Annotated in this window: 19 protein-coding genes and 1 riboswitch; of the genes, 6 read left to right on the plus strand and 13 right to left on the minus strand. The window is 70.0% G+C overall.

Annotated features, from left to right (window positions below; translation table 11 throughout):
- Nucleotides 1-14: 14 nt before the first annotated feature.
- From folD to AAC979_RS01630, 6 genes are all read right to left on the minus strand, one after another.
- Nucleotides 15-884 (minus strand): bifunctional methylenetetrahydrofolate dehydrogenase/methenyltetrahydrofolate cyclohydrolase FolD, encoded by an 870-nt coding sequence (folD, locus tag AAC979_RS01605; RefSeq protein WP_371345074.1) that lies wholly within the window; start codon nucleotides 882-884, stop codon nucleotides 15-17.
- A 10-nt stretch (nucleotides 885-894) separates the two neighbouring features.
- On the minus strand, nucleotides 895-1,764 hold the full coding sequence (purU, locus tag AAC979_RS01610) for a formyltetrahydrofolate deformylase (protein WP_371345075.1): 870 nt from the start codon (nucleotides 1,762-1,764) through the stop codon (nucleotides 895-897).
- A gap of 101 nt (nucleotides 1,765-1,865) precedes the next feature.
- Nucleotides 1,866-2,489 carry a sarcosine oxidase subunit gamma gene (locus AAC979_RS01615; protein ID WP_371345076.1) on the minus strand — a complete coding sequence of 208 codons (624 nt, stop codon included), beginning with the start codon at nucleotides 2,487-2,489 and terminating at the stop codon, nucleotides 1,866-1,868.
- The gene (locus AAC979_RS01620; RefSeq protein ID WP_371345077.1) at nucleotides 2,482-5,457 is read right to left on the minus strand and encodes a sarcosine oxidase subunit alpha family protein; all 2,976 of its coding nucleotides are present in this window, start codon (nucleotides 5,455-5,457) and stop codon (nucleotides 2,482-2,484) included. The genes AAC979_RS01615 and AAC979_RS01620 overlap by 8 nt, the downstream gene beginning before the upstream one ends.
- On the minus strand, nucleotides 5,454-5,738 hold the full coding sequence (locus tag AAC979_RS01625; protein ID WP_371345078.1) for a sarcosine oxidase subunit delta: 285 nt from the start codon (nucleotides 5,736-5,738) through the stop codon (nucleotides 5,454-5,456). Before AAC979_RS01625 ends, AAC979_RS01620 begins: the two co-directional genes overlap by 4 nt.
- Before the next feature lie 145 nt (nucleotides 5,739-5,883).
- Nucleotides 5,884-7,134, minus strand: coding sequence for a sarcosine oxidase subunit beta family protein (locus AAC979_RS01630; RefSeq protein WP_371345079.1), 1,251 nt, complete (start codon nucleotides 7,132-7,134; stop codon nucleotides 5,884-5,886).
- A gap of 174 nt (nucleotides 7,135-7,308) precedes the next feature.
- Here AAC979_RS01630 and AAC979_RS01635 point away from each other — a divergent pair, with 174 nt between their 5' ends.
- The gene (locus AAC979_RS01635; protein ID WP_371345080.1) at nucleotides 7,309-8,280 is read left to right on the plus strand and encodes a LysR family transcriptional regulator; all 972 of its coding nucleotides are present in this window, start codon (nucleotides 7,309-7,311) and stop codon (nucleotides 8,278-8,280) included.
- A 21-nt stretch (nucleotides 8,281-8,301) separates the two neighbouring features.
- Here AAC979_RS01635 and AAC979_RS01640 read toward each other — a convergent pair whose 3' ends face one another.
- From AAC979_RS01640 to AAC979_RS01660, 5 genes are all read right to left on the minus strand, one after another.
- Nucleotides 8,302-9,531, minus strand: coding sequence for a beta-ketoacyl synthase (locus AAC979_RS01640; protein WP_371345081.1), 1,230 nt, complete (start codon nucleotides 9,529-9,531; stop codon nucleotides 8,302-8,304).
- Complete coding sequence (locus AAC979_RS01645; RefSeq protein ID WP_371345082.1) at nucleotides 9,531-9,800, minus strand: acyl carrier protein; 270 nt, start codon at nucleotides 9,798-9,800, stop codon at nucleotides 9,531-9,533. Before AAC979_RS01645 ends, AAC979_RS01640 begins: the two co-directional genes overlap by 1 nt.
- A gap of 136 nt (nucleotides 9,801-9,936) precedes the next feature.
- Nucleotides 9,937-11,388 (minus strand): GH1 family beta-glucosidase, encoded by a 1,452-nt coding sequence (locus AAC979_RS01650; RefSeq protein ID WP_371345083.1) that lies wholly within the window; start codon nucleotides 11,386-11,388, stop codon nucleotides 9,937-9,939.
- A gap of 29 nt (nucleotides 11,389-11,417) precedes the next feature.
- Nucleotides 11,418-12,755, minus strand: a complete 1,338-nt coding sequence (locus tag AAC979_RS01655; RefSeq protein ID WP_371345084.1) for a GntP family permease — start codon at nucleotides 12,753-12,755, stop codon at nucleotides 11,418-11,420.
- Between the two features lie 133 nt (nucleotides 12,756-12,888).
- Entirely contained in the window at nucleotides 12,889-13,980 is a 1,092-nt protein-coding gene (locus tag AAC979_RS01660) for a Tat pathway signal protein (protein WP_371345085.1), read from the minus strand.
- A gap of 168 nt (nucleotides 13,981-14,148) precedes the next feature.
- On the opposite strand from AAC979_RS01660, the gene AAC979_RS01665 reads away from it, so the two are divergent.
- Both AAC979_RS01665 and AAC979_RS01670 read left to right on the plus strand, forming a co-directional pair.
- Complete coding sequence (locus tag AAC979_RS01665; protein WP_371345086.1) at nucleotides 14,149-15,564, plus strand: glycoside hydrolase family 5 protein; 1,416 nt, start codon at nucleotides 14,149-14,151, stop codon at nucleotides 15,562-15,564.
- Between the two features lie 207 nt (nucleotides 15,565-15,771).
- The gene (locus AAC979_RS01670; protein ID WP_371345087.1) at nucleotides 15,772-16,407 is read left to right on the plus strand and encodes a LysE family translocator; all 636 of its coding nucleotides are present in this window, start codon (nucleotides 15,772-15,774) and stop codon (nucleotides 16,405-16,407) included.
- A gap of 71 nt (nucleotides 16,408-16,478) precedes the next feature.
- Here the strand turns inward: AAC979_RS01670 and AAC979_RS01675 are convergent, their stop codons facing one another.
- A complete protein-coding gene (locus AAC979_RS01675; RefSeq protein ID WP_371345088.1) occupies nucleotides 16,479-16,751 on the minus strand; it encodes a metal-sensitive transcriptional regulator in 273 nt (90 codons plus the stop codon).
- A 71-nt stretch (nucleotides 16,752-16,822) separates the two neighbouring features.
- Here AAC979_RS01675 and AAC979_RS01680 point away from each other — a divergent pair, with 71 nt between their 5' ends.
- From AAC979_RS01680 to AAC979_RS01690, 3 genes are all read left to right on the plus strand, one after another.
- Nucleotides 16,823-19,300, plus strand: coding sequence for a heavy metal translocating P-type ATPase (locus AAC979_RS01680; protein WP_371345089.1), 2,478 nt, complete (start codon nucleotides 16,823-16,825; stop codon nucleotides 19,298-19,300).
- Between the two features lie 227 nt (nucleotides 19,301-19,527).
- Nucleotides 19,528-19,971, plus strand: a complete 444-nt coding sequence (locus AAC979_RS01685; protein ID WP_371345090.1) for an Rrf2 family transcriptional regulator — start codon at nucleotides 19,528-19,530, stop codon at nucleotides 19,969-19,971.
- Nucleotide 19,972: 1 nt separating this feature from the next.
- A complete protein-coding gene (locus AAC979_RS01690; RefSeq protein ID WP_371345091.1) occupies nucleotides 19,973-20,851 on the plus strand; it encodes an NAD(P)/FAD-dependent oxidoreductase in 879 nt (292 codons plus the stop codon).
- A 181-nt stretch (nucleotides 20,852-21,032) separates the two neighbouring features.
- On the opposite strand, the gene AAC979_RS01695 is transcribed toward AAC979_RS01690, so the two are convergent.
- Nucleotides 21,033-22,331 carry a D-amino acid dehydrogenase gene (locus AAC979_RS01695; protein ID WP_371345092.1) on the minus strand — a complete coding sequence of 433 codons (1,299 nt, stop codon included), beginning with the start codon at nucleotides 22,329-22,331 and terminating at the stop codon, nucleotides 21,033-21,035.
- Nucleotides 22,332-22,529: 198 nt separating this feature from the next.
- Nucleotides 22,530-22,631, minus strand: a riboswitch (glycine riboswitch).
- Between the last annotated feature and the right edge of the window lie 20 nt (nucleotides 22,632-22,651).

Below are 22,651 nucleotides of genomic sequence, written 5' to 3' on the forward strand. Positions count from 1 at the left end.
GCGCCACCGCCGCGTCACGCCACCTGCCGCCGCGCGGCGGTGAGCGTGTTGGCCAGCAGGCAGGCGATGGTCATCGGCCCGACGCCGCCCGGCACCGGGGTGATGGCGCCGGCGATGCCCACCGCTTCCTCGAACGCCACGTCGCCGACCAGCCGCGCCTTGCCATCGGCGCCGGCGACGCGGTTGATGCCGACATCAATCACCGTCGCGCCCGGCTTGATCCAGTCGCCGCGGATCATTTCCGGCCGCCCCACCGCGCCGATGAGGATATCGGCGCGCCGGCACACCGCCGGCAGGTCCTTCGTGCGCGAATGGGCGATGGTGACGGTGCAGTCCTCGCGCAGCAGAAGCTGGGCCAGCGGCTTGCCGACAATGTTGGAGCGCCCGACCACCACCGCTTCCAACCCGGCGAGGCTGCCGAGCGTGTCCCTCAAGAGCATCACGCAGCCGAGCGGGGTGCAGGGCACCAGCGCCTCCAGCCCCACCGCCAGCCGGCCGGCATTCACCACATGGAAGCCGTCGACATCCTTGGCCGGGTCGATGGTGGCGAGCACCGCCTGCGCGTCGATAGGGGCGGGCAGCGGCAGTTGCACGAGAATGCCGTGGACAGCAGGGTCGGCGTTCAGCGCCCGCACCAGCGCCAGCACCTCGTCCTGCGCCGCATCCGCCGGCAGCCTGTGCTCGATCGAGGCCATGCCGGCCTCCACCGTCTGCTTGCCCTTGTTGCGGACATAGACCGCGCTGGCGGGATCCTCGCCCACCAGCACCACGGCGAGGCCGGGCGTCACCCCGGTCGTGGCGATGAAATCCGCTACCTCGCCCTTCAGCCGGGCGCGCATCGCCTCGGCAAAGGCCTTGCCGTCGATCAGCCGGGTCTCGACCATGAACGCCTCCTCAGTCGCGGAACACGACGGTCTTGTGCCCGTTCACCAGCACCCGGTCGTCGAGATGCCAGGCCAGGGCGCGGGCGAGCACGCGGCGCTCGATGTCGCGGCCCTTGCGCACGAGGTCTTCGGCCGAATCCTGGTGGCTGATGCGCTCGACATCCTGCTCGATGATCGGGCCCTCGTCGAGATCGGAGGTGACGTAGTGCGCCGTGGCGCCGATCAGCTTCACCCCGCGCGCATGCGCCTGGTGGTAGGGCTTGGCGCCCTTGAAGCCGGGAAGGAAGGAGTGATGGATATTGATGCAGCGGCCCGACAGCTTGGCTGACAGCCCGTCCGACAGCACCTGCATGTAGCGCGCCAGCACCGCCACTTCCGCGCCGCTGGACTGGAACAGCTCCCAGAGCTGCGCCTCCTGCTCCATCTTGGTCGATTTGGTGATGGGCAGATAGTGGAAGGGAATCTCCGCGAAATCGAGATGGGCATAGGTCTCGCGCGGGTAATTGGCGGCGATGGCGACGATCTCCATCGGGATCTCGCCGATGCGCCAGCGATACAGCAGGTCGGCGAGGCAATGGTCGAATTTGGAGACCAGCAGCATCACCTTGGGCTTGCGGCCCCGCGGGCGCAGGCGCCAGTCGAGCGTGAATTTCGCCGCCACCGCCTCGAAATCGCTCTTCAGCGCCTCCAGCGGGCCGGAGCCGGCGGCGCGGTCGAACATGACGCGCATGAAGAAGCGCCCGCTTTCCGTGTCGTCGAACTGCTGGGCCTCAAGGATGTTGCCGCCCTGCTCGAACAGGAAGCCGGCGACGCCGGCGACGATGCCGGGCCGGTCGGGACAGGAAAGGGTGAGGACATAGGTGTCGCGGGTATCGGTCATGTCAGGTCTCGTCGAAACGCCGGTCGCGGCGTCGGGGAAGCGCGCGCCGACAGGCTTCTAGGGGAGATGGGGCGGCGGGGGAAGCGCGCGGCGCGCCGCCGTCAACCTCGTCCCGCCGGCACCGCCTCCAGACGCAGGCCGAACTCCGCCCCGCCGGCGACGAGAAAGCGCGTGAAGCTGGCCTCGAAGCTGCGCGCCACCAGAACGCGCCAACCGGTCTCGTTCACCCGCCACAGCGTCACGCCGATATGGGCGATCACGGTGGTGGCGGCGTCGCCCGGGAGGAACACGCGCGGGTCGAGGTCGATCTGCGCCCCCTTGGCGAGGAGGTCGGGCACCTTCGCGCCCGTGAGCTCGAACAGGACGTTGGCGTCGTCCTGTTCGGTCACCGCCGCTTCCGTGCCGAGCAGCGCGCGCAGCGTGCCGGCGAGGTCCGGCTCGCTGGTCGAGAGCACGAGGAAGCGCCCCGGCCCGGTGCCGATGACGGTGGAAGCGGCGCTGATCGCCGCGCCCGCCCGGTCCGCCAGTTCGACGCCGAAGGCGCGCGCGAGACGGGCGGTGACGCTCGCGGCAAAGCCGTGGCGGGCGACGGCGAGGGCGATGGAGGGTGCCCTGCCTGTCGTGACAGTGACGCCCGCCGCGCCCGGCGCGCCGTAAAAGCCGGCCGGCGGCACCCGGTCGAAGGGAAGGCCGGCGAGGGGATCGTGAGACGAATGTTCAGCCACGCAGGCGCACTCCTTCCGGGTCGATGAAGCCGGGGGCGCAGATTTCTACCTCGATCTCCTCGCCGCGCACCGGGTCATAGGCGCGCACCCGCTCGCCCAGCCGCTCCGGCCCGCGCTTGATCAACCCGAGGCCGATCCAGTGGCCCATATGCGGGGAATAGGCGACCGAGGTCATGTAGCCCTGGTCGTTCGCCATCTCGGGCACCGCGCCGAGATTGAGGAAATGCGCCCCGGCCCGCAGCCGGCGCGCGCGGTCCACCGGCTTGAAGCCGACGAAGCACGGCCGCTCGGGGTCGGTCAGCCCCGGCCGGGCGGCCATGACACGGCCGATATAGTCCTTCTTGGTCGAGGCCATGCGGCCAAAGCCGAGATCGCCCGCCGTGGTCTGGCCGGAAAGCTCGTTGCCGGAGACATGGCCCTTCTCGATCCGCATCACGCCGAGCGCCTCGATGCCATAGGGCGTGATGCCGAACTCGGCGCCCGCTTCCATCAGCGCCCGCGCCAGCGCCGCGCCATGGCGGGCCGGTACCGCGATCTCATAGCCGAGTTCGCCGGAGAAGGAGAGGCGGAACAGCCGCGCCTTCACCCCGCCCATCACGGTGCCGGTGATCGCGCCCATGAAGGGCAGCGCGGCGTTCGACACGTCGCCATCCGCCACCCGCGCCAGCACCTCGCGCGCGCGCGGGCCGGCAAGGGCGATCTGCGCCCATTGCTCGGAGACCGAGGACAGCGCCACGTCGAGTTCCGGCCACAGCACCTGCAGGCAGAATTCGAGATGCTGGAACACCTTGGCGGCATTGGCCGTGGTGGTGGTCATGACGTAATGCTCAGGCGCGAGGCGCGCCGTCGTGCCGTCATCCATCACCAGGCCGTCCTCGCGCAGCATCACGCCATAGCGCGCCTTGCCCACGGCCAGCCCCGCGAAGCCGTTGATGTAGACGCGGTCCAGGAAGGCGCCGACATCGCGCCCCTGCAGGTCGATCTTGCCGAAGGTCGACACGTCGATCAGCCCAACAGAGGCGCGCACCGCCGTCACCTCGCGCGAGACGGTCTCCAGCCAGTCCTTCTCACCCTTGCGGGGGAAATACTGCGCCCGCAGCCACGCCCCGGTCTCGATGAACACCGCGCCCTGTTCGCGCGCCCATTCATGGGTCGGGGTAAGGCGCACCGGGCGGAAATCCTTAGCCCGATGGTGCCCCGCCAGCGCGCCGAGCGAGACCGGCGTGTAGGGCGGGCGGAAGATCGTCGTGCCGGTCTCGGGGATCGAGGCGCCGGTGAGGCTGGCCATGATGGCGAGGCCGGTGACATTGGATGTCCGCCCCTGGTCGGTCGCCATGCCGAGCGTGGTGTAGCGCTTGAGCAGTTCGACCGAGCGGAAGCCCTCCTTGTGAGCGATGCCGACATCCTTGGCGGTGACATCGTTCTGCAGATCCACAAAGGCCGCGCCCTTCGAGCGCTCCACATGCCAGAACGGGGTTAGCGCGAAGGCTTCGTCCGCGACCTCGGGAACGTCCAGCGCAGGCACAGTGAAGCCGAGCGCCTGCGCGGCGTCCGCGCCCATGGCCGCGCCGTCCCTGAGGCAGGCGCCGAGGCCGAACACGCCCTTTGCCGCGCCTGTCACGCTGAGCCCCGGCGGGCAGGTGCCGGGCACGAAAGCGGCGATCGCTTCATCCCACGCCGGCTTGCCGCCATGGTGGCAGGTGAGATGCACCGCAGGCGACCAGCCGCCCGAGACGGCGAGCGTGTCGGCGGCGAGCCATTCCGTTCCCGTGCCGGTTGCCACCTCGATGCCGCGCAGCGTCTTGCCCCTGGTGGCGATGACCTGCGCGCCGGTGAGCGCGCGAATACCCTTGGCCTGCGCCGCCGCGGTCAGTTCCGGCGCCACCTCGGCGCGGATGTCGATGATGGTCTCCACCGGCGCCCCGGCGGCGTGGGCGGCGAGCATGGCGCGCCAGGCGCCGTCATTATTGGCGAACAGCGCGATCCTTTGCCCCGGCAGCGCGGCATGGCGCTGCACATAGGTGCCGACCGCCCCGGCCAGCATCACCCCCGGCCGGTCATTGCCGCCGAACACGATCGGCCGCTCGGTGGCGCCCGCCGCCAGCACGGCACGCCGCGCCACGATCCGCCACAGCCGCTGCCGCGGCTGGAAGGGCAGGGGTTCGGGCCGGTGGTCGCTCACCCGCTCCAGCGCGCCATAGGTGCCGCTGTCATAGACGCCGAACACGGTGGTGCGGGCCATCACCCGCACATTGGGCAGGCTCGCCAGTTCCGCCGCCAGTTCGGCGGCGAAGGCCGGGGCGGGCTTGCGGTCGATATCGCCGTCTTCCGTGTTGAGGTGCCCGCCGGGCAGAAAATCCTCATCGGCGAGGATCACCCGCGCGCCGGAGCGCGCCGCGGTGAGCGCCGCCATCAGCCCGGCCGGGCCGGCGCCGATGACCAGCAGGTCGCAGAAGGCGGTGACCTTCTCGTAGTGATCCGGGTCCGCCTCCTCCGCCGCTGCCCGGCCGAGCCCGGCGGCGCGGCGGATCACCGGCTCGTACAGCTTCTCCCACAGGGCCGCCGGCCACATGAAGGTCTTGTAGTAGAAGCCGGCGCCGAGGAATGGCGACAGGAAGCGATTGACGCTCAGCGCGTCGAAGCCAAGCGAGGGCCAGCGGTTCTGGCTGGCCGCTTCCAGCCCGTCATAGAGTTCCGCCACGGTGGCGCGGGTGTTGGGCTCGCGCCGCGCGCCGGAGCGCAGTTCCACCAGCGCGTTCGGCTCCTCCGCCCCGGCGGAAAAGATGCCGCGCGGCCGGTGATATTTGAAGGAGCGGCCGACCAGCCGCACCCCGTTCGCCAGCAGCGCCGAGGCCAGCGTGTCGCCCTCATAGCCGCGATAGGCGGTGCCGTCGAAAGAGAAGCCGAGCGGCTTCGTCCGGTCGATCAGGCCGCCGGCCGCGAGGCGGTTGCAATTGGGCGCGCTCATGCCGCGTCTCCCGAAGCCGGTTCCGCCGCGCGCGCGGCGACGGCGCCCGAAATGGCATGGGTGCGGGTGTCGCGCGCCACGCGCAGCCACTGGCGGCAGCCATTGGCGTGGTACCACCATTCCTCATGCGCCCCGGCGGGGTTGTCGCGCAGATAGACATAATCGTGGAACGCCTGTTCGGCATTCGGCGCGGCGGGATCGGGCCGCGTCAGCGTGGCGTCGCCGAGATAGGCGAATTCATGGGCGTCGCGTTCGCCGCAATAGGGGCAGGGGATTCGCATCAGGCGGCACCTTCGGGATGACGCCCCTCACCCGGATCGCGGGGCGATCCGACCTCTCCCCATCGGGGAGAGGTGAAGGGCGGCCGGCTCCCTCTCCCCGTCGGGGAGAGGGCAGGGGTGAGGGGGAGGGCGCGAGGAGTGAGCATCAATGCAGGTTCGGCTGCGCACCGACTCCCTTTTCGTCGATGAGATGGCCGGTGCGGAAGCGGTCGAGCCGGAAGGCGCCGGCGGTCGCGTGCGGCGCCCCCGTCGCCAGTAGATGGGCGAAGCACCAGCCCGAGGCCGGCGTCGCCTTGAAGCCGCCATAGCACCAGCCGGCATTGAGATAGAGACCCGGCACCGGCGTGCGGTCGATGATCGGCGAGCCGTCCATCGACATGTCCATGATGCCGCCCCAGTGGCGCAGCAGCCGCAGCCGGCCGAGCCGCGGCATCAGCGCCATGCCGCTCTCGCACACATCCTCGATCACCGGCAGGTTGCCGCGCTGGGCGTAGGAATTATAGCCGTCAATGTCGCCGCCGAAGACCAGCCCGCCCTTGTCGGACTGCGAAATATAGAAATGCCCGGCGCCGAAGGTGATCACCCCGTCGACCAGCGGCTTCAGCCCTTCGGAGACGAAGGCCTGCAGGACGTGGCTCTCGATCGGCAGGCGCAGCCCGGCCCTGCCGGCGAGGCGCGAGGAGGAGCCCGCCACCGCCAGCGCCACCTTGCCGGCGCGGATGGCCCCGCGCGTGGTCTCCACCCCGATGATCGCGTCGCCCTCGCGGATGAACCCCGTCACCTCGCAATTCTGCACGATGTCGACGCCGAGCCGGTCGGCGGCGCGGGCATAGCCCCACACCACGGCGTCATGCCGGGCGGTGCCGCCGCGGGCCTGCAGCAGCCCGCCCTGAATGGGAAAGCGCGCATTGTCGAAATCGAGGAACGGGTACATCGCCCGCACCTGCGCCTTGTCCAGCAGCCGTGAATCCGCGCCGGCGAGGCGCATGGCGTTGCCGCGCCGCGCATAGGCGTCGCGCTGGGCGTCGGAATGGAACAGGTTGAGGATGCCGCGCTGACTCACCATCGCGTTGTAGTTCAGCTCCTGCTCCAGACCCTCCCACAGCTTCATCGACCATTCGTAGAACGGCTCATTGCCGGGCAGCAGATAGTTGGAGCGAATGATGGTGGTGTTTCGCCCGGCATTGCCGGAGCCGATGACGCCCTTTTCCAGCACCGCGACGTTTCGGATGCCGTGAACCTTGGCGAGGTAGTAGGCGGTGGCCAGCCCATGCCCGCCGCCGCCGACGATGATCACGTCATAAGCCGGCTTCGGCGCCGCCTCGCGCCAGGCCGGCGTCCAGCCCTTCTGGCCGGTCAGACCGTTGGCGAGGATGCTGAGGAAGGAATAGCGCATGGGCGGGGCTCGTTCGGGGCTCGCGGGGGAGGTTGCTGCCGGACACCGCGAAAACCTATAGATCAGCGCTGATCCGGTGATAATATAAGTTTTGGTTATGGTGATCGAGAGGCCTTTCTGCGCCGTCATGGCCGGGCTCGGCCCGGCCATCCACGCCTTGAAGGTCATGTCGCCATGCCTCCTGCCGATACGCTGCCCTTCGACCTCAGGGCACTCGAAATCTTCCTCGCCGTCTGCGACGCCGGCACCATGGCGCAGGCGGCTCGGCGGCTCGGCCTGACCCAGCCGGCGATCTCGCAGGCGGTGGCCGATCTCGAACGGCGCATCGGCGTGGCGCTGTTCGACCGTGGCGCCCGCCCGCTCGGCCTCACCGCCGCCGGCGGCGCGCTGCGCCAGCGGGCGAGCGCGCTGCTCTCGGAAGCGCGCCAGATCGCCCCGCTGCTGCGCGAGGCCGAGCACGCGCGCCTGCCGCTGCTGCGGGCGGGGCTGGTCGATTCGCTCGCCCGCGTGCTGATGGCCCCGCTCGCCCGCGCGCTGGGGGAGAAGGCGGAACAGGTCTCGCTGCTTTCCGGCCTCACCGCCTCGCATGCCGGCGCGCTGCTGACCCGCCAGCTCGATGTGCTGGTGGGGGCGGACGCGCTGGACGAGATCGAGGGGCTGGAGCGCTGGCCGCTGCTCACCGAGCCCTATCTGCTGCTGATGCCTCTGGCCGTGCCCGCTCCCGCCTCGCCGGCGGCGCTGGAGGAACTGGCCCGCACCCTGCCGCTGGTGCGCTTTTCCGCCCGCTCCAAGACCGGCGTCGAGGTGGAGCGGCATCTGCGCCGGCTGCGGCTCGACCTGCCGCGCCCGCTGGAATTCGATACGCCCTATGGCGTCACCGCCGCGGTGGCGGAGGGGGCGGGCTTCGCCATCACCACGCCGCTCTGCCTGCTGGAGGCCGGCCTGCCGCTGGCGGGCCTCGCCTGCCATCCCCTGCCGGGGCCGGGGCTGACGCGGCATCTCACATTGATCGCCCGCCGGCAGGAACTCGGCCGCCTGCCGCGCGAGATCGCCGCCTTCTGCCGCGAACGCCTTAGCGCCCAGCAGGAGGCGGCGGCGGCGCTGGTGGGCGAGAGGCTGGCAGCGGAGTTCCGCGTGGAGGGGTGAGGAGGGGATGGGCGTCCCCGCTTACCCCTCGTAGCGCTTCAGCGCCAGCACGGCATTGAGCCCGCCAAAGGCGAAGGACGAGGAGATCGCCGCCTCGATCGTCGCCTCCCGTGCCGCATTGGGCACGCAGTCGAGGTCGCAATCGGGATCGAACTCCCGATACCCCATGGTCGGCGGCAGGAAGCCCTCGCGCAAAGCGAGCACCGTGGTCACGAAGTCCAGCGCGCCGGAGGCGTTCATGGTGTGGCCATATTGCGATTTCGACGACGATACCGGCAGCTTCGCCAGGTGATCGCCGAACACCAGCCGCAGCGCGGCGGCCTCGGTCTTGTCGTTCAGCGCCGTGGCGGTGCCATGGGCGCTGACATAGCCGATCGCCTCCGGCGCCAGCCCGGCATCCTCCAGCGCGAAGCGCATGGACGCGGCCGCGCTCGCCATGTCGGGGGCGGTGATGTCCATGCCGTCGGCGCTCATGCCGAAGCCGACGATCTCGGCATGGATGGTGGCCCCGCGCGCCACGGCGCGGTCGAGATTTTCCAGTACCACGGCGCCGGCGCCCTCGCCGATGACGAGGCCGGAACGGTCCTTGGAGAAGGGGCGGCAGGCTTCGGGCGAGAGCACGCGCAGCGCCTCCCAGCTTTTGAGCATGCCATAGGTGAGCTGCGATTCCGCCCCGCCGGAAACGGCGACATCCAGCAGGCCCGCACGCACCATGTGAAAGGCGGTGCCGATGGCGTGCGCCGCCGAGGAGCAGGCGGAGGCGATGCCGAAAGAGGGGCCGTGAATGCCGAGATCCATGGTCACATGGCTCACCTGCCCGCTCGGCATGGCGCGCGGCACGGTGAAGGGGTGCGGGCGCGGCGCGCCCTCCGCATAGAGCTTGCGGTAGCTGTCATCCACCGCATGCGAGCCGACCGAGGCGGCGAAGATGGCGCCGACGCGGTGGCGCGCCACGTCGTCAAAGGCCGGGCCGGCATCGGCCAGCGCCTGCCGCGCCGCGACCACGGCGAATTGCGAGGTGCGGTCGACAAGGCCGAGCTGGCGCGGGTCGAAATGCGCCTCCGGCACGAAGCCCCGCACTTCGGCGGAAATCTTCGTCTTCATCGCCGAGACATCGAGGCCCTGCGTCTCGCCAATGCCCACCGTGCCGGCGCGCAGGCCGGCGAGATGGGCGGCGACATCGTTGCCCAGCGCCGAGAGCGAGCCCAGCCCGGTGACGGCGACCCGTGCGGCCATCCGGCGGTCGGCCATCAGGCCGACTTCGCCTTCTGCGCCGCCAGAAGGTCGGCGACATGATTGACCAGCGTGCCCACCGTCACCTCGGTGCCGTTCAGCGGGCCGTCATTGGGAATCTCGATGCCGAACCGGGTTTCCAGCTTGAAGATCGTTTCGATCAGGTCGAGCGAGGAGATGCCCAGCTCCGCCACGGGCGTGTCGGCGGTGAGCAGGCTCGCATCGACCCCGACTTCGGCGGAGATGAAGTCGACGATTTCGGCGACGGCTGGATCGTCTGTCTGCATGCGACTGTGCTCTGTCTCGGGCGTCGGCGGTGAGCCGGCAATGAGGTTAGGTATCACAAACAAGGGGCCGTGGGGCACCCGCCGTCAAATGACCGACATATGTGTCGGGCGCATGTCGGTCTGTTAACAGGGTACCTCACGGCGCCGCAGGCCCGCCAGCGCTCTTCATCAGGGTGGCGAGATACAGCGCCGACTGTTTGGGCGTGCGCTGCTGGGTGGCGAAATCCACCCGCACCACGCCGAAGCGCCGGCGCTCGCCTTCCGCCCATTCGAAATTGTCGAGCAGCGACCAGACATAATAGCCTTTCAGCGCGCAGCCCTGCGCGATGGCGTCGCCCGCCGCGACCAGATGGGCGCGCAGATATTCCGTCCGCTCCGGGTCCGCCACCACCCCGTCCACCGGCGCGGGATCCTCATAGCAGGCGCCGTTCTCGGTGATGAACACCGGCGGGTTGCCATAGTCGTCGCGCAGCCGCGCCAGCACCTCGACCATGCCCTGCGCGCTGATCGGCCAGCCGAGCAGGGTCTGCGGCGTGTCGGGCGGCAGCGCGCCCCAGCTCGCCTGGCCGAGAAAGGCGTTCGGGTCGTGGCGGATATAGGACGGCCCGTAATAGTTCACGCCGAGGAAATCGAGCGGGGCGCGGATCGTCTCCATGTCGCCCGGCTGGATCAGCGGGGCGAAGGCGTCCGCGAACAGTTCGGGGTAGCGGCCATGGAACAGCGGGTCGAGATTGATCGTGTTCCAGCACGCATCGAAACGCGCGGCGGCGGCGATGTCGGCCTCCTGCTGCGACGCCGGATGGATCGGCTGCAGCGACAGCACGGTGCCGAGCTTCAGCCCGGGGTGCAGCCCCCGCACGGCGGCGATGCCGGTGCCCTGCGCGAGGTTCTGGAGGTGCTGCGCCTTCACATAGCTGTCCCAGCCGGTCAGCCCCGGCGCGTGGTTGCCGAAGCCATGGCCGAAAATGGCGTGCACGGAAGGCTCGTTGAGCATCGCCCACGGCTTCACCCGGTCGCCGAGCCGGCCCACGGCGGCGCGTGCATAGTCGGCGAACCACAGGGCGATGTCGCGATTGTGCCAGCCGCCGCGCTGCTGCAGCGCCTGCGGCAGATCCCAGTGATAGAGGCAGGCCATGGGCGCGATGCCGCGCGCCAGCAGGCTGTCGACCAGCCGGTCGTAGAAATCGAGCCCCGCCGCGTTCACCGCGCCGGTGCCGTCCGGCATGACACGCGGCCAGGCAAGGGAGAAGCGATAGGCCCTGAAGCCGAGATCGCCCATCAGCGCCACATCGTCGGCATAGCGGTGATAATGGTCGCAGGCGACATCGCCCGTCGTGCCGTCGGCGATGCGGCCGGGCGTGTGGGAAAACACGTCCCAGATGGAAGGCTTGCGCCCGCCCTCCGCCACCGCGCCCTCGATCTGGTAGGAGGAGGTGGAGGCACCCCAGACGAAATCCGCCGGCAGGCGCGGCGTGCCGGCCGGCGGCAGCGGCGCGGCGGCTGTGGCCTGCGCCCGTGCCGATAGAGGCAGGGCCGGCAGGCTGGCGGCGGCGAGGGCGGAGAGCAGCAGGTCACGGCGACGCAGCATCGGCGCGGATTCCTTAAAACGGGCGTAGCTCAGGCGGTGGCCAGCCGGATGGCGACAAGGCCGGCGAGGATCAGCCCGCCCTGCACCAGCGCCCCGCCGGAAAACCGCGCCAGCGCCGCCGGCGGGGTGAAACGCCCGGCCCGCGTCACCAGCCAGAACAGTCCGTCATTGATCTGCGGCACGGTCATGGCGCCGGCGCTCACCGCCAGCGCGGCGAGAACGCGCCCCATCGGGTCGCCGAGCCCGAGCGGGGCGGCGAGTTCCATCATCATGCCGGCGGCCGTGATGGCGGCGACCAGCGAGGAGCCCTGCAAAATCTTGATCACGGCGGCGAGCGCGAAGGGCAGCACCAGCACCAGCGCGCCCGAGGTCGGGGCGAGGGGAATGAGATATTCCGCCGTCATCTCCGCCATGCCGACATCCTGCGCCACCTTGGCGAGGCCGCCGGCGGCGCCGAGGATGAGCAGCAGCGGCGCCACCTTGGTCATCGCCCGACCGGCCCAGCCGGCTTCCGAGAGCCCGCCCTTTTCCCAACTCCAGCTCAGCAGCAGCAGCAGGCCGACGCCCACGACCAGCAGCAACGCCGGGCTGCCGAGCGCGAGAATGAAATGGCGGTCATTGCCGCCGCCGAACGGCTCGGAGGCGATGTCGCCCAGCGCCTGCACGATCAGCATCGCCACCAGAACGAGGCTGACGAGCAGCAGCGCCAGCGCCCCGCGACGCGGCGCGTGCATCGTCGCGCCCTCGATGCCGGCGGTGGTGTCGAGCGGGTTCGGCGCGCCGCTGGCGCAGCCCTTCGCCCACAGCGCACCGACCGCGACGGCCATCAGCGCCAGCGGCAGGCCGATGGCGACGGCGAGCCCCCAATCGGCGCGCAGAATGGTGAGGCTCGCCAGCACGGTGGGGGCGGGGATCAGCAGGCCGTGCCCGGCGGAGAGCGCGAGGCCCAGCGTCAGCGCCGAGCGCGGGCTGTCGCCGCCGATGCCACGCCCGAGCGGGTTCAGCACCGCAAACGCCGCCGCCGGGGTGGAGGCCATGCCGCCGATCAGCCCGAGAACGGCCAGCGGGCCGGAACGGGTGCGCCAGCCGCGCGCCATCTGCTGCAGCCGCGCCGTGGCGCCGGACCCGTCGGCGATCTCCGCCATCAGCGCCCCCGTCACCACGATGACGCCCAGCGCCGCCAGCGTCTGGCCGAAGCCGACGGAGAAGGATTTCACCACGAAGCTCAGCGACCAGCCGACGCCCTGGTTGAAGGCGAAGGCGGCGAGCACCAGCGCGAGAAAGGGATGGACGCGCCCGCGCGCCGTCACCAGCGCGAACAGGGCCACGACGGCAATCAGTATGGCGGCATAGATGAGATAGGACATGGATGAGCGGGATCTGCCGGGGCGGGAGGCGGGAGCCTCACGCTTAGCCCGCCGCGCGCGCGCTGTCACCGTGGCGGAAGGGGGCAGCCGGACACCGCGCGCCGCCTCCTGCGCCTCCGGTCGGGCCGCGTCGCTAGGCCAGCACCATCGCTGCCACGCGACGGCGCGGGGCATAGGGCAGGGTGGGGCCGTAGCCGAAGCGCAGCACCATATCCGGGCGCAGTCCCGTCTCGCCCGCCAGCGACGCCAGTTCCGGGCGCAGGGCGGGCACTTCCACCGCCGGGTTCAGGCAGGCGAGCTTCAGCCCCTGTGCGGTGGCGGCGAGGGCGAAGCGCTGGCAGGCGCGGCCGACGGCGATCCAGTGGGCCGGGTCGGCCTGTTCGGCGAAGAACACCGCGACACCGGGCGATGAAGCGATCTGCCGCGCATATTTGTCGTTCTCGGCGGCGGCGGTGACGAACAGGTCGAAGGCAATCGCCCCCGCCCAGTCCGGCAGCGAGGGGTTGCCGCTCGCCCCGGCATAGAGGCCGTCGCCCTGGCGCTGCGCGCTGGCCGGGTTGAAGCGTAGCCAGCGTTTGAGTTCGGCGCGGAAGGCGGCATCCTTCATCTGCGCCTCATTGCCGGCGAGGGTAAGATCGCGCAGGGCGTTCAGCCGCGCCCGCTCGGTCAGCAGCACGTAGCGCACGCCCTCTTGCGCGGCCGCGCGCGCCAGCGCCGCCAGCACCCCGGCGGGAACGGGGCGCCCGTCATAGACCGCCCGCGTGCTCTGGCGCCGGGTGATGGCGGCGGCCAGCGGGTCCGCCTGTGGTGGCGCCGGGGCGAAACGGTAGCGCAGGCTGCCCTCCTCCTGGGCGCGCCACTCCCCCGGCCGGCCGGTGGCGGCGGCGGCAAGGGCGAGCGTCTCGGCCGCGCAGCCCAGGCTGACGAAAAGGTGATGATCGTCCGGGTCGACCACCGGCGTCGCCCGGCTCGCATCCGGCAGCAGGTCGAGGCTGCCGGGCCCGAGGCGAAAGCGCCAGGGCTGGGTGTTGTGCCCGCTCATTGCCAGCGTCGCCAGGCGCAGCAGATCGGTGAGCGCCGGATCGGCCGGCAGCGGCGCCCGCAGATCGGCGCTGTAGCGCTCATAGGCCCCGGCGCTGCCGATGGCGCCGCGCCAGCCCAGCCCTCCGGCGACGGCCGCCGCCACCGCCACGCCGCCTGCCTGCAACAGTCGCCGTCTGTCCATCGCGCCCTCCTGTTCATCGCGCGTGCCGGCAGCATAGGCGCGGGCCGGAGGCGGGCGGTTGATCGCGCGCAAGGGCGGTCATAAAGCCCGGGGGGCGGCGCCTCGGCCGGCCCCGCTCCCCCCTCACGCACCATTGCCGCCGCGCGCGGGCTTGACTAGGTTGCGGCCATGATCGCGCGCCTTCTCCCCCTCGCTGCCGCCCTGTGCCTCGCCGCCGCGCCCGCGCGGGCGACGACGGACAGTTCCGCCCTTCCCGCCGCCGTCACGACGGCGCCCGCGGCCATCCCCGCCACCTCTCTGCCGGCCGATGCCGTGCCGGTCGCCCCCGGCTTCGTGCGGACGGAGGGCACGCGCTTCGTCAATCCGGACGGCTCGACGTTCAACATCAAGGGCATGAGCTTCGGCAACTGGCTGCTGCCGGAAGGCTATATGTTCAAGTTCACGGTCCAGCGCTCGCCGCAGGATATCGAGGACGTGATCGAATACCTCGCCGGGCCGGAGGAGGCCGCGCGTTTCTGGAAGGATTTCCGCGAGGCCTATATCCAGGAAGAGGATGTCGCCTTCCTCGCCGCTTCCGGCTTCACCACCATCCGGGTGCCGCTGCACTGGAAGTTCTTCCTCGACCCCAAAAACCCCGACAAGGTCGACCCCGATGGCGAGGGCTGGGGCCGCATCGACCGTCTGGTCGGGTGGGCCAAGGCGCACGGCATCAAGCTCATTCTCGACATTCACGCCGCCCCGGGGGGGCAGACCGGCGTGAACCATGATGACGGCGTCGGCTACCCGCTCACCTTCTACGTGCCGGAATATCAGGGCCGCACCGTCACCCTTTGGCGCGCCATCGCCGAGCGCTACAGGAACGAGACGGCGGTGCTCGGCTATGACTTGCTCAACGAGCCGATCACGCCCTATCACGACACCGATTTCCTCAATTCGCGGCTGGAGCCGTTCTACCGCAGGCTGGTGGCGGCGATCCGCGAGGTCGATCCAAACCACCCGATCATGCTGGCGGGCGCGCAGTGGAGCACCAATTTCGACGTGTTCGGCCCGCCCTTCGCCGACAATCTCGGCTACACCTACCATATGTTCTGGGCCGGCCCGCAGCGCAGCTCGATCCAGAAATATGTCAATTTCGCCAATCGCTGGCAGGTGCCGATCTTCATCGGCGAGACCGGCGAACTGAACGACGACTGGAACCAGAAATTCCGCACGCTCAATGAGCGCTTCGGCCTCGGCTGGAGCTTCTGGACCTACAAGAATCTCGACACGCCCTCCACCGTCGCCTCCATCAGCAAGCCGCAGGGCTGGGACGCCATCGCCCTGTTCGGCAGCGTGCCGAAAAGCCAGTGGCCGTCGATGGAGAAACCCTCGCGCGAACAGGTGGCGGCGACGCTGCGCGACTACATCGCCAAGGCGCGCTTCGCCAACACCACCATCCGCGCCTCCTATGTCGCTTCGCTCGGCCTCACCGCCACGTGCCCGAAGCTCGCCTCCAGCGGGGCGCCGCCGCCCGCCGCCGAGGCGTCCACCCTCGCCATGGCGGGGGAAACTCCCGTGGCGGCGGGCGCAACCTCCTGCCCGTGAGGCCGGCGAGGTGCCGCGCGGACCGGCGCCGGACCAGGCTTGGTGCCCGGGGGATGTACCGGCATAGGGAATGCGGCGGCGCGCCCGTGCTCGAGCAACTTCCGCCAAAGTGCATAGCGGTCTTGCGATGGGAATTGGGTATGATCAGAGAGTTAGAGCTACGGCCCTAGCATCGCCGTCCTCGTTCACGCAGTCATAGAAGTCGCCATGCCGCGCTCCGAGCTTTTTCTGGCCTTCCTCGCCACGGCTGGCCTGTTCGCCTGCATTCCCGGCCCCGCCATGCTCTACACGGCGGCGCAGACGCTGGCGCGCGGCCGGCTCTCCGGCCTGATGGCGGTGCTGGGGCTGCATCTGGGCTGCTATGTCCATGTCATCGCCGCCGCGGCGGGGCTCTCCGTGCTCTTTCATGCGGTGCCGCTGCTCTATATGGCGGTGAAATTCGCCGGCGCGGCCTATCTGATCTGGCTCGGCATCGGCATGTTCCGCGCGAAGGCGAAGGGCGAGGAGCCCGCGCTCCCGGCGCCCGGGCGCAAATCCTCCCGCCGCGCCTTCGTGGAAAGTGTGACCGTCGAGGTGCTGAACCCGAAGACGGCGCTGTTCTTCGTGGCGCTGCTGCCGCAATTCATCGACCCGGCGGCGAGCCTGCCGGTCTGGGCGCAGTTCCTCGTGCTAGGAACGCTGGTGAACATCCTGTTCACCTCGGCCTATCTCGTCTGCGTGCTGCTGGCGGGGGCCATGGTGGAGCGGCTGCGCCGTTCGGGTCGGGCGCAGCAGATGATGCACCGGGCCGGTGGGGCGGTGCTGGTTGGTCTCGGCACGCATCTGGCGCTGCAACGCAACTGAGAGGCTCGGCGTCGTCTTCCCTCGCGCCGCCAAGTCTGCGGGGGCGGGGGCGACGGCAACGCCCGCGCCTCTCACCTGAGCTTGCCGAGCACCTCGATCAATTCCGACACCTTGGCGCGCTGTTCCTCGGCGTCGCCGGAGTGGAAGGCGTGGGCGACGCAATGGGCGACATGGTCGCGCAGCACCTCTTCCTCCACCTTCTTCAGCGCCGCCCGCACCGCCGCCACCTGGGTGACGATGTCGATGCAGTAACGCTCCTCCTCGACCATACGTGACAGGCCACGCACCTGACCCTCAATGCGGCTCAGGCGTTTCAGACAGGCGGTGCGGGTGTCGTTCTGCATCCTTGTCATATACCCGTATGGGGTATATATCGCAAGGGGTCGATACCTCATGGGGGTATAAGGAGGGTGCCATGGCGGCAAGCAATCACGGGCAGGCGGGCCAGAGCGGGCCGGCGCAGGATCACGCCACGCACACATCCGCCAAGGGTGGCGGCTGCTGCGGCGGGCATGCCGCGCACGCGCATGGCGATCACGGCCACACCCATCATGCTCACGCCGACGCCCCCGCCCATCCGCACGACCACGGATCGCCGGCCGCTCACATGGCCAAGGATCCGGTCTGCGGCATGGATGTGGACCCGCACACGGCGACGCTGAAGGCGGAGCACAACGGCATCACCTATTATTTCTGCGCGCCGGGCTGCCGCGCCAAGTTCATCGCCAACCCGGAAAAATATCTCGGCGACAAGGCGCCGGCCGAGCCGGTGCCGGAGGGCACGGAATATACCTGCCCCATGCACCCGGAAATCGTGCAGGTCGGTCCCGGTTCGTGCCCGATCTGCGGCATGGCGCTGGAGCCGATGCTGGTCAGCCTCGATGACGGGCCGAACCACGAACTGATCGACATGACCCGTCGCTTCTGGGTCGGCCTCGCGCTCACCGCGCCGGTCTTCGCGCTGGAAATGGGCGCCCATCTCATCCCGGCGCTGCATCATGCCGTGCCGCCCGCCCTCTCGGCCTGGATTCAACTGGCGCTCGCCACCCCGGTGGTGCTGTGGGCGGGCTGGCCGTTCTTCGTGCGCGGGGCGCAGTCGGTGGCGACGCGCAATCTCAACATGTTCACGCTGATCGCGCTCGGCACCGGCGTCGCCTGGCTCTACAGCCTCGTCGCGGTGCTGGCGCCCGGCCTGTTCCCGCCGGCCCTCCGCGGCACGGACGGCGTGGTGCCGGTCTATTTCGAATCCGCCGCCGTCATCACCGTGCTGGTGCTGCTCGGCCAGGTGCTGGAACTGCGCGCCCGCGAACAGACCTCCGGCGCCATCAAGGCGCTGCTCGATCTCGCGCCGAAGACGGCCCGCCGCCTCAACGAGGATGGCAGCGAGGAGGAGGTGCCGCTCGACGCCATCATGGTCGGCGACCGGCTGCGGGTGCGGCCGGGCGAGAAAGTGCCGGTCGACGGCACGGTGGTGGAAGGCCGCTCGGCGCTCGATGAATCGCTGGTGACAGGCGAATCCCTGCCCGTGAGCAAGGGCGTGGGCGATGCTGTCATCGGCGGCACGCTCAATCGTTCCGGCGGTCTCGTCATCTCGGCGGAGAAGATCGGCCGCGACACGCTGCTTGCCCGCATCGTGCAGATGGTGGCGCAGGCGCAGCGCTCGCGCGCGCCGATCCAGCGCCTTGCCGATCAGGTTGCCGGCTGGTTCGTGCCGCTGGTGGTGGCCTGCGCCCTGCTGGCCTTCGCCGCCTGGGCGGCGTTCGGGCCGGAGCCGCGTTTTTCGCACGCGCTCATCGCCGCGGTGGCGGTGCTGATCATCGCCTGCCCCTGCGCGCTCGGCCTCGCCACGCCGATGTCGATCATGGTCGGGGTCGGGCGCGGGGCGCAGCTCGGGCTGCTGGTGAAGAACGCCGAGGCGCTGGAGCGGATGGAGAAGGTCGACACGCTGGTGGTCGACAAGACCGGCACGCTCACCGAGGGCAAGCCGGCCGTCACCGCCATCGTGCCGGCGGAGGGTTTCGAGGAAGCCGAGGCGCTGCGCTATGCGGCCGCCGTCGAGCGCCCCTCCGAGCATCCGCTCGCCCATGCCATTGTGACGGCGGCGCAGGCGCGCGGCCTCGACATCCCCAAGGTGCGCGGCTTCGATTCGCCGGTCGGCAAGGGCGCCTATGGCCTTGTCGAGGGCAAGCGCATCGTCATTGGCAGCGCGGCGTTCCTGAAGGAGCTCGGCATCGACGCCGCCCCGCTGGCGGCGCGGGCGGACGAGTTGCGCGGCGAGGGCGCCAGCGTCGTGCTGCTGGGCGTCAACGGCAAGCTCGCGGCGGCGCTGGCGATTGCCGATCCGGTGAAGGCGACGACGCCGGCGGCGCTGGCGGCGCTGGCGAAGGAGGGCATAAGCGTCGTCATGCTCACCGGCGACAACAAGGTGACGGCGCAGGCGGTGGCCCGCCGGCTCGGCATTGCCGAGGTCGAGGCCGAGGTCGCCCCCGATGACAAGGCGGCGGTGGTGGAGAAGCTGAAGGCGCAGGGTCGCGTCGTCGCCATGGCCGGCGACGGGGTGAACGACGCCCCCGCTCTGGCGGCGGCCGATGTCGGCATCGCCATGGGCTCGGGCACGGATGTCGCCATTGAGAGCGCCGGGGTGACGCTGCTCCATGGCGATCTCACCGGCATCGTCACCGCCCGCCACCTCTCGCAGGCGACGATGCGCAACATCCGGCAGAACCTGTTCTTCGCCTTCCTTTACAACGGTGCCGGCGTCCCCATCGCCGCCGGGGTACTCTACCCCGTCTTCGGCCTGCTGCTCTCGCCCATGGTGGCGGCGCTGGCGATGGCGCTATCCTCGGTCAGCGTCATCAGCAACGCGCTGCGGCTGCGGGCGGTGAAGCTGTAGCGGCGGAGCCTGCGCGGCGGCGGGGCCTCAACACCCCGCGGCCTTCATCCCCGGGCTTGACCCGGGGATCCAGCGGCACCACCGGCCGCCGGCTTAAAGGCGGGGTGGCCGGGGCAGGCCCGGCCATGAGGGAGAGGGGAACGGGCTGCGCGCCTTTTCCCATCCGCTCCCCCGCCCGCGTGCCGGCTGTCTTGCGGCACGGCTTAAATCGTAATAAACGAAGTTACATGAAGCGCGACAGCCGTCTTTCCTCCGTTCTCCACGCCCTGCTGCACATGGCGGAGCGGGACGGGCCGATGACCTCCGAGGAACTCGCCACCTGCATGCACACCCATCCGGTGGTGGTCCGCCGCACCATGGGCCTGCTGCGCGAGGCGGGGCTGGTGCGCTCGGCCCGTGGCCCGCAGGGCGGCTGGCGGATCAGCGCCGATCTGGCGCGGATCAGCCTGCGCCAATTGCACGAAATTCTGGGCGAGCCGGCGATCTTCGCCATCGGCAACCGGCAGGAGATGCCGCTCTGCCTCGTCGAGCAGGCGGTGAACGCCGCGCTGGACGACGCTTTCGCCCAGGCCGAGGCGCTGCTGCTCGCCCGTCTCGGCGAGATCACCCTGGCGGACCTCGCCGCCGATTTCAGCCGCCGCTTTGCCGGGCGGCGCGAAGGGAAGACCTGATATGCATGATGTCATCATCGTCGGTGGCGGCTATGCCGGCATGGCCGCCGCCCTCCAGTTGCTGCGCGCCCGCCGCCGGGTGCTGGTCCTCGATGCCGGCCGCCGCCGCAACCGCTTCTCCCACGCCTCGCATGGCCTGCTCGGTCAGGACGGGGTCGACCCGGCCGAGATTGCCCGCCTCGCCCGTCGGCAGTTGGAGGCCTATCCGACGCTGGAATGGATCGAGGGCGAGGCGCGGGACGCGGTCGGCGTGAAGGACGACTTCGCCGTCGCCACCTCGTCCGGCGCGACGCTTCAGGGGCGTCGCCTGCTGTTCGCGCTCGGCGTCAGCGATGACTTGCCGGCGATCGAGGGGCTTGCCGAGCGCTGGGGCCGCAGCGTGTTCCACTGCCCCTATTGCGACGGCTATGAGCTGGATCGCGGCCGCATCGGCGTCATCGCCACCGGGCCGATGTCGATGCATCAGGCGCTTCTGGTGAAGGAATGGGGCGAGGTGACGCTGTTCACCCATGCCGGTTTCGTTCCCGATGCCGCTCAGCGCGCCGAACTCACCGCCCATCGAATCTCGCTGGAGGAAACGCCACTGGTGCGGCTGGAGGGGCATGCGGATGTCGTGCTGGCCGATGGCCGCCGGCTGGCCTTCGCCGGCCTGTTCACCGCCCCGCGCAACCGCCCGGCCTCGCCGGTGGCGGAAGCGCTCGGCTGCGCGCTGGAAGAGACGCCGCTGGGCACGCAGCTCCGCACCGACGAGATGAAGGAGACGAGCGTTCCCGGCGCCTTCGCCTGCGGCGATGCCGCCCGCGTGCCGCACTCGCTCACCCTCGCCATCGCCGATGGCGCCTGGGCCGGCATGCAGCTTCACCGCTCGCTGGTGTTCTGAGCACCTGTTACCACCGGCGTTACCCCGGCGCCGCGTTCGCCTCGCCCCGTTCCCCCGCACATAAAAAACCGCCCCCGGCGTTCGTCCGGGGGCGGGCGGGAGCCGGAAGGGTCGGCTCCCGGAAGACCCGGAGCGGAAACGCGGCCCGGGCGGGGGTGGGAAAGCGGAAGGCGGCGCGCCCTCACTCCGCCGCGAGGCGGAACACCTGTGCCGAGGGCGTCTCCACCGGCAGGGCGTCCGCCACCTTGGCGGCGATGATCTCGGCGGTGGCGCAGGACAGCGTCCAGCCGAGATGCCCGTGGCCGGTATTGTAGAAAACGCCGGGCTTCTTGCCGGCGGCGACGCGCGGCATCATGTCCGGCATCATCGGCCGCAGCCCGGCCCACGGCACCACGCGGGCGGTGTTCACGCCGGGGAACAGCTTGCGGGTCCAGTCGACCAGCGGGCGGATGCGGTCGGCGCGGATGTCGCGGTTCTCGCCGTTGAACTCGGCGGTGCCGGCGACGCGGAAGCGATCCTTGCCGAGGCGCGAGGTGACGATCTTGGTCTTGTCGTCGAGCAGGCTGACCCAGGGCGCGGCCTTCTGGCTCTCCTCGTCGTCGAGCATCACCGTGATCGAGTAGCCCTTGACCGGGTAGATGTTCACCCGGTCGCCGAGCCCGGCGGCAATAGTGCGCGAGCCGATGCCGGCGCAGATCACCGCACCATCGAAGGCGAGCGTCTCGCGGCGGGGCAGCGCGTCCTCGGCGTCGGGGGCGATGGAGAAGGTCACCTCCACCCCGGTGCCGTCCTTGCCGGTGCCGGTATGGGCGACGCGCTCGACGCTGGCCTCGTTGATGAAGCGCACGCCACGGCGCCGGCACACTTCCGCCAGCCCATAGGTGAATTTGTGAATGTCGCCGGTGGAATCGGACGGGGTGAAGAAGCCGCCATAGTATTTGCCGTGCAGCGTCGGCTCGATGGCGCGGATTTCCTCCGGCGTCACCTCGCGCCGCTCCAGCCCGCCTTTGGCATAGAGGGCGGAAACCTTGCGGGCATTATCCTGGGCTTCCTTGTCACGGTAGATGTGCAGGATGCCGCGGGTCTCGTGGTTGAAGTCGATGCCCTCGCGCTTGGCGATGTCGAACATGTGGGTGCGGGCCTGAATGGCGAGACGGGTGGTCTCGACCGTGTTGGCCTCGTAGTTCGGGATGTTGGCGAGGAACTCGGCCATCCAGGAATATTTGTGCCAGGAGGGCTTGGGGTTCATCAGCAGCGGGGCGTCCGGCGTGAACATCCATTTGATGCCCTTGAGCACGGTGGCCCAGGAGTTCCACACCTCGGCATTGGAGGCGGAAAGCTGCCCGCCATTGGCGAAGGAGGTTTCCATCGCGCTGTAGCGCTGGCGGTCGATGACGGTGACGTCATAACCCTTCTGGTGGAGGGCATAGGCGGTGGTCACGCCGGTGATACCGGCACCGATAACGGCGATATGGCGCATGGGAGGCTCCCGCGCTGGAGGACGACATGGCTGAAACGCGCGGTGTCCCGCGTGGCGTTCGGCCGGCTGTCCCCATCTGTCGCGGTACCTGAGAGCTCGCCCCGGGACCGACGGCGACGCCGTCTCGCCTTCCCGGGCTTCCCCTTCGGTGGGCCCCTACGCCGGAAGAACCCGGCGCGACGCCTCTCTCCAGATTGTCCTGATCATGCGGTCCTTGGTGCCTGAGAGTTTCCTGGGGGGTTGCTCCGTCGGCGCCGACGCTTATCCGGGAGGATGGTCGATCTCTCCCGCATGACCATTAGCAGACGCCTATATGCATC

This window comes from Ancylobacter sp. IITR112 (assembly GCF_041415945.1).
GTDB lineage: Bacteria > Pseudomonadota > Alphaproteobacteria > Rhizobiales > Xanthobacteraceae > Ancylobacter.

Bases quoted from the DNA above. Each gene is read 5' to 3' on its own strand.
- AAC979_RS01625 (WP_371345078.1), bottom strand. From the start codon at position 5,738: ATGCGAATCCCCTGCCCCTATTGCGGCGAACGCGACGCCCATGAATTC.
- AAC979_RS01665 (WP_371345086.1), top strand. From the start codon at position 14,149: ATGATCGCGCGCCTTCTCCCCCTCGCTGCCGCCCTGTGCCTCGCCGCC.
- AAC979_RS01620 (WP_371345077.1), bottom strand. From the start codon at position 5,457: ATGAGCGCGCCCAATTGCAACCGCCTCGCGGCCGGCGGCCTGATCGAC.
- AAC979_RS01690 (WP_371345091.1), top strand. From the start codon at position 19,973: ATGCATGATGTCATCATCGTCGGTGGCGGCTATGCCGGCATGGCCGCC.
- AAC979_RS01670 (WP_371345087.1), top strand. From the start codon at position 15,772: ATGCCGCGCTCCGAGCTTTTTCTGGCCTTCCTCGCCACGGCTGGCCTG.
- AAC979_RS01695 (WP_371345092.1), bottom strand. From the start codon at position 22,331: ATGCGCCATATCGCCGTTATCGGTGCCGGTATCACCGGCGTGACCACC.
- AAC979_RS01655 (WP_371345084.1), bottom strand. From the start codon at position 12,755: ATGTCCTATCTCATCTATGCCGCCATACTGATTGCCGTCGTGGCCCTG.
- AAC979_RS01650 (WP_371345083.1), bottom strand. From the start codon at position 11,388: ATGCTGCGTCGCCGTGACCTGCTGCTCTCCGCCCTCGCCGCCGCCAGC.
- AAC979_RS01685 (WP_371345090.1), top strand. From the start codon at position 19,528: ATGAAGCGCGACAGCCGTCTTTCCTCCGTTCTCCACGCCCTGCTGCAC.
- AAC979_RS01680 (WP_371345089.1), top strand. From the start codon at position 16,823: ATGGCGGCAAGCAATCACGGGCAGGCGGGCCAGAGCGGGCCGGCGCAG.
- AAC979_RS01660 (WP_371345085.1), bottom strand. From the start codon at position 13,980: ATGGACAGACGGCGACTGTTGCAGGCAGGCGGCGTGGCGGTGGCGGCG.
- AAC979_RS01645 (WP_371345082.1), bottom strand. From the start codon at position 9,800: ATGCAGACAGACGATCCAGCCGTCGCCGAAATCGTCGACTTCATCTCC.
- AAC979_RS01635 (WP_371345080.1), top strand. From the start codon at position 7,309: ATGCCTCCTGCCGATACGCTGCCCTTCGACCTCAGGGCACTCGAAATC.
- AAC979_RS01640 (WP_371345081.1), bottom strand. From the start codon at position 9,531: ATGGCCGACCGCCGGATGGCCGCACGGGTCGCCGTCACCGGGCTGGGC.
- purU (WP_371345075.1), bottom strand. From the start codon at position 1,764: ATGACCGATACCCGCGACACCTATGTCCTCACCCTTTCCTGTCCCGAC.
- AAC979_RS01630 (WP_371345079.1), bottom strand. From the start codon at position 7,134: ATGCGCTATTCCTTCCTCAGCATCCTCGCCAACGGTCTGACCGGCCAG.
- AAC979_RS01675 (WP_371345088.1), bottom strand. From the start codon at position 16,751: ATGCAGAACGACACCCGCACCGCCTGTCTGAAACGCCTGAGCCGCATT.
- folD (WP_371345074.1), bottom strand. From the start codon at position 884: ATGGTCGAGACCCGGCTGATCGACGGCAAGGCCTTTGCCGAGGCGATG.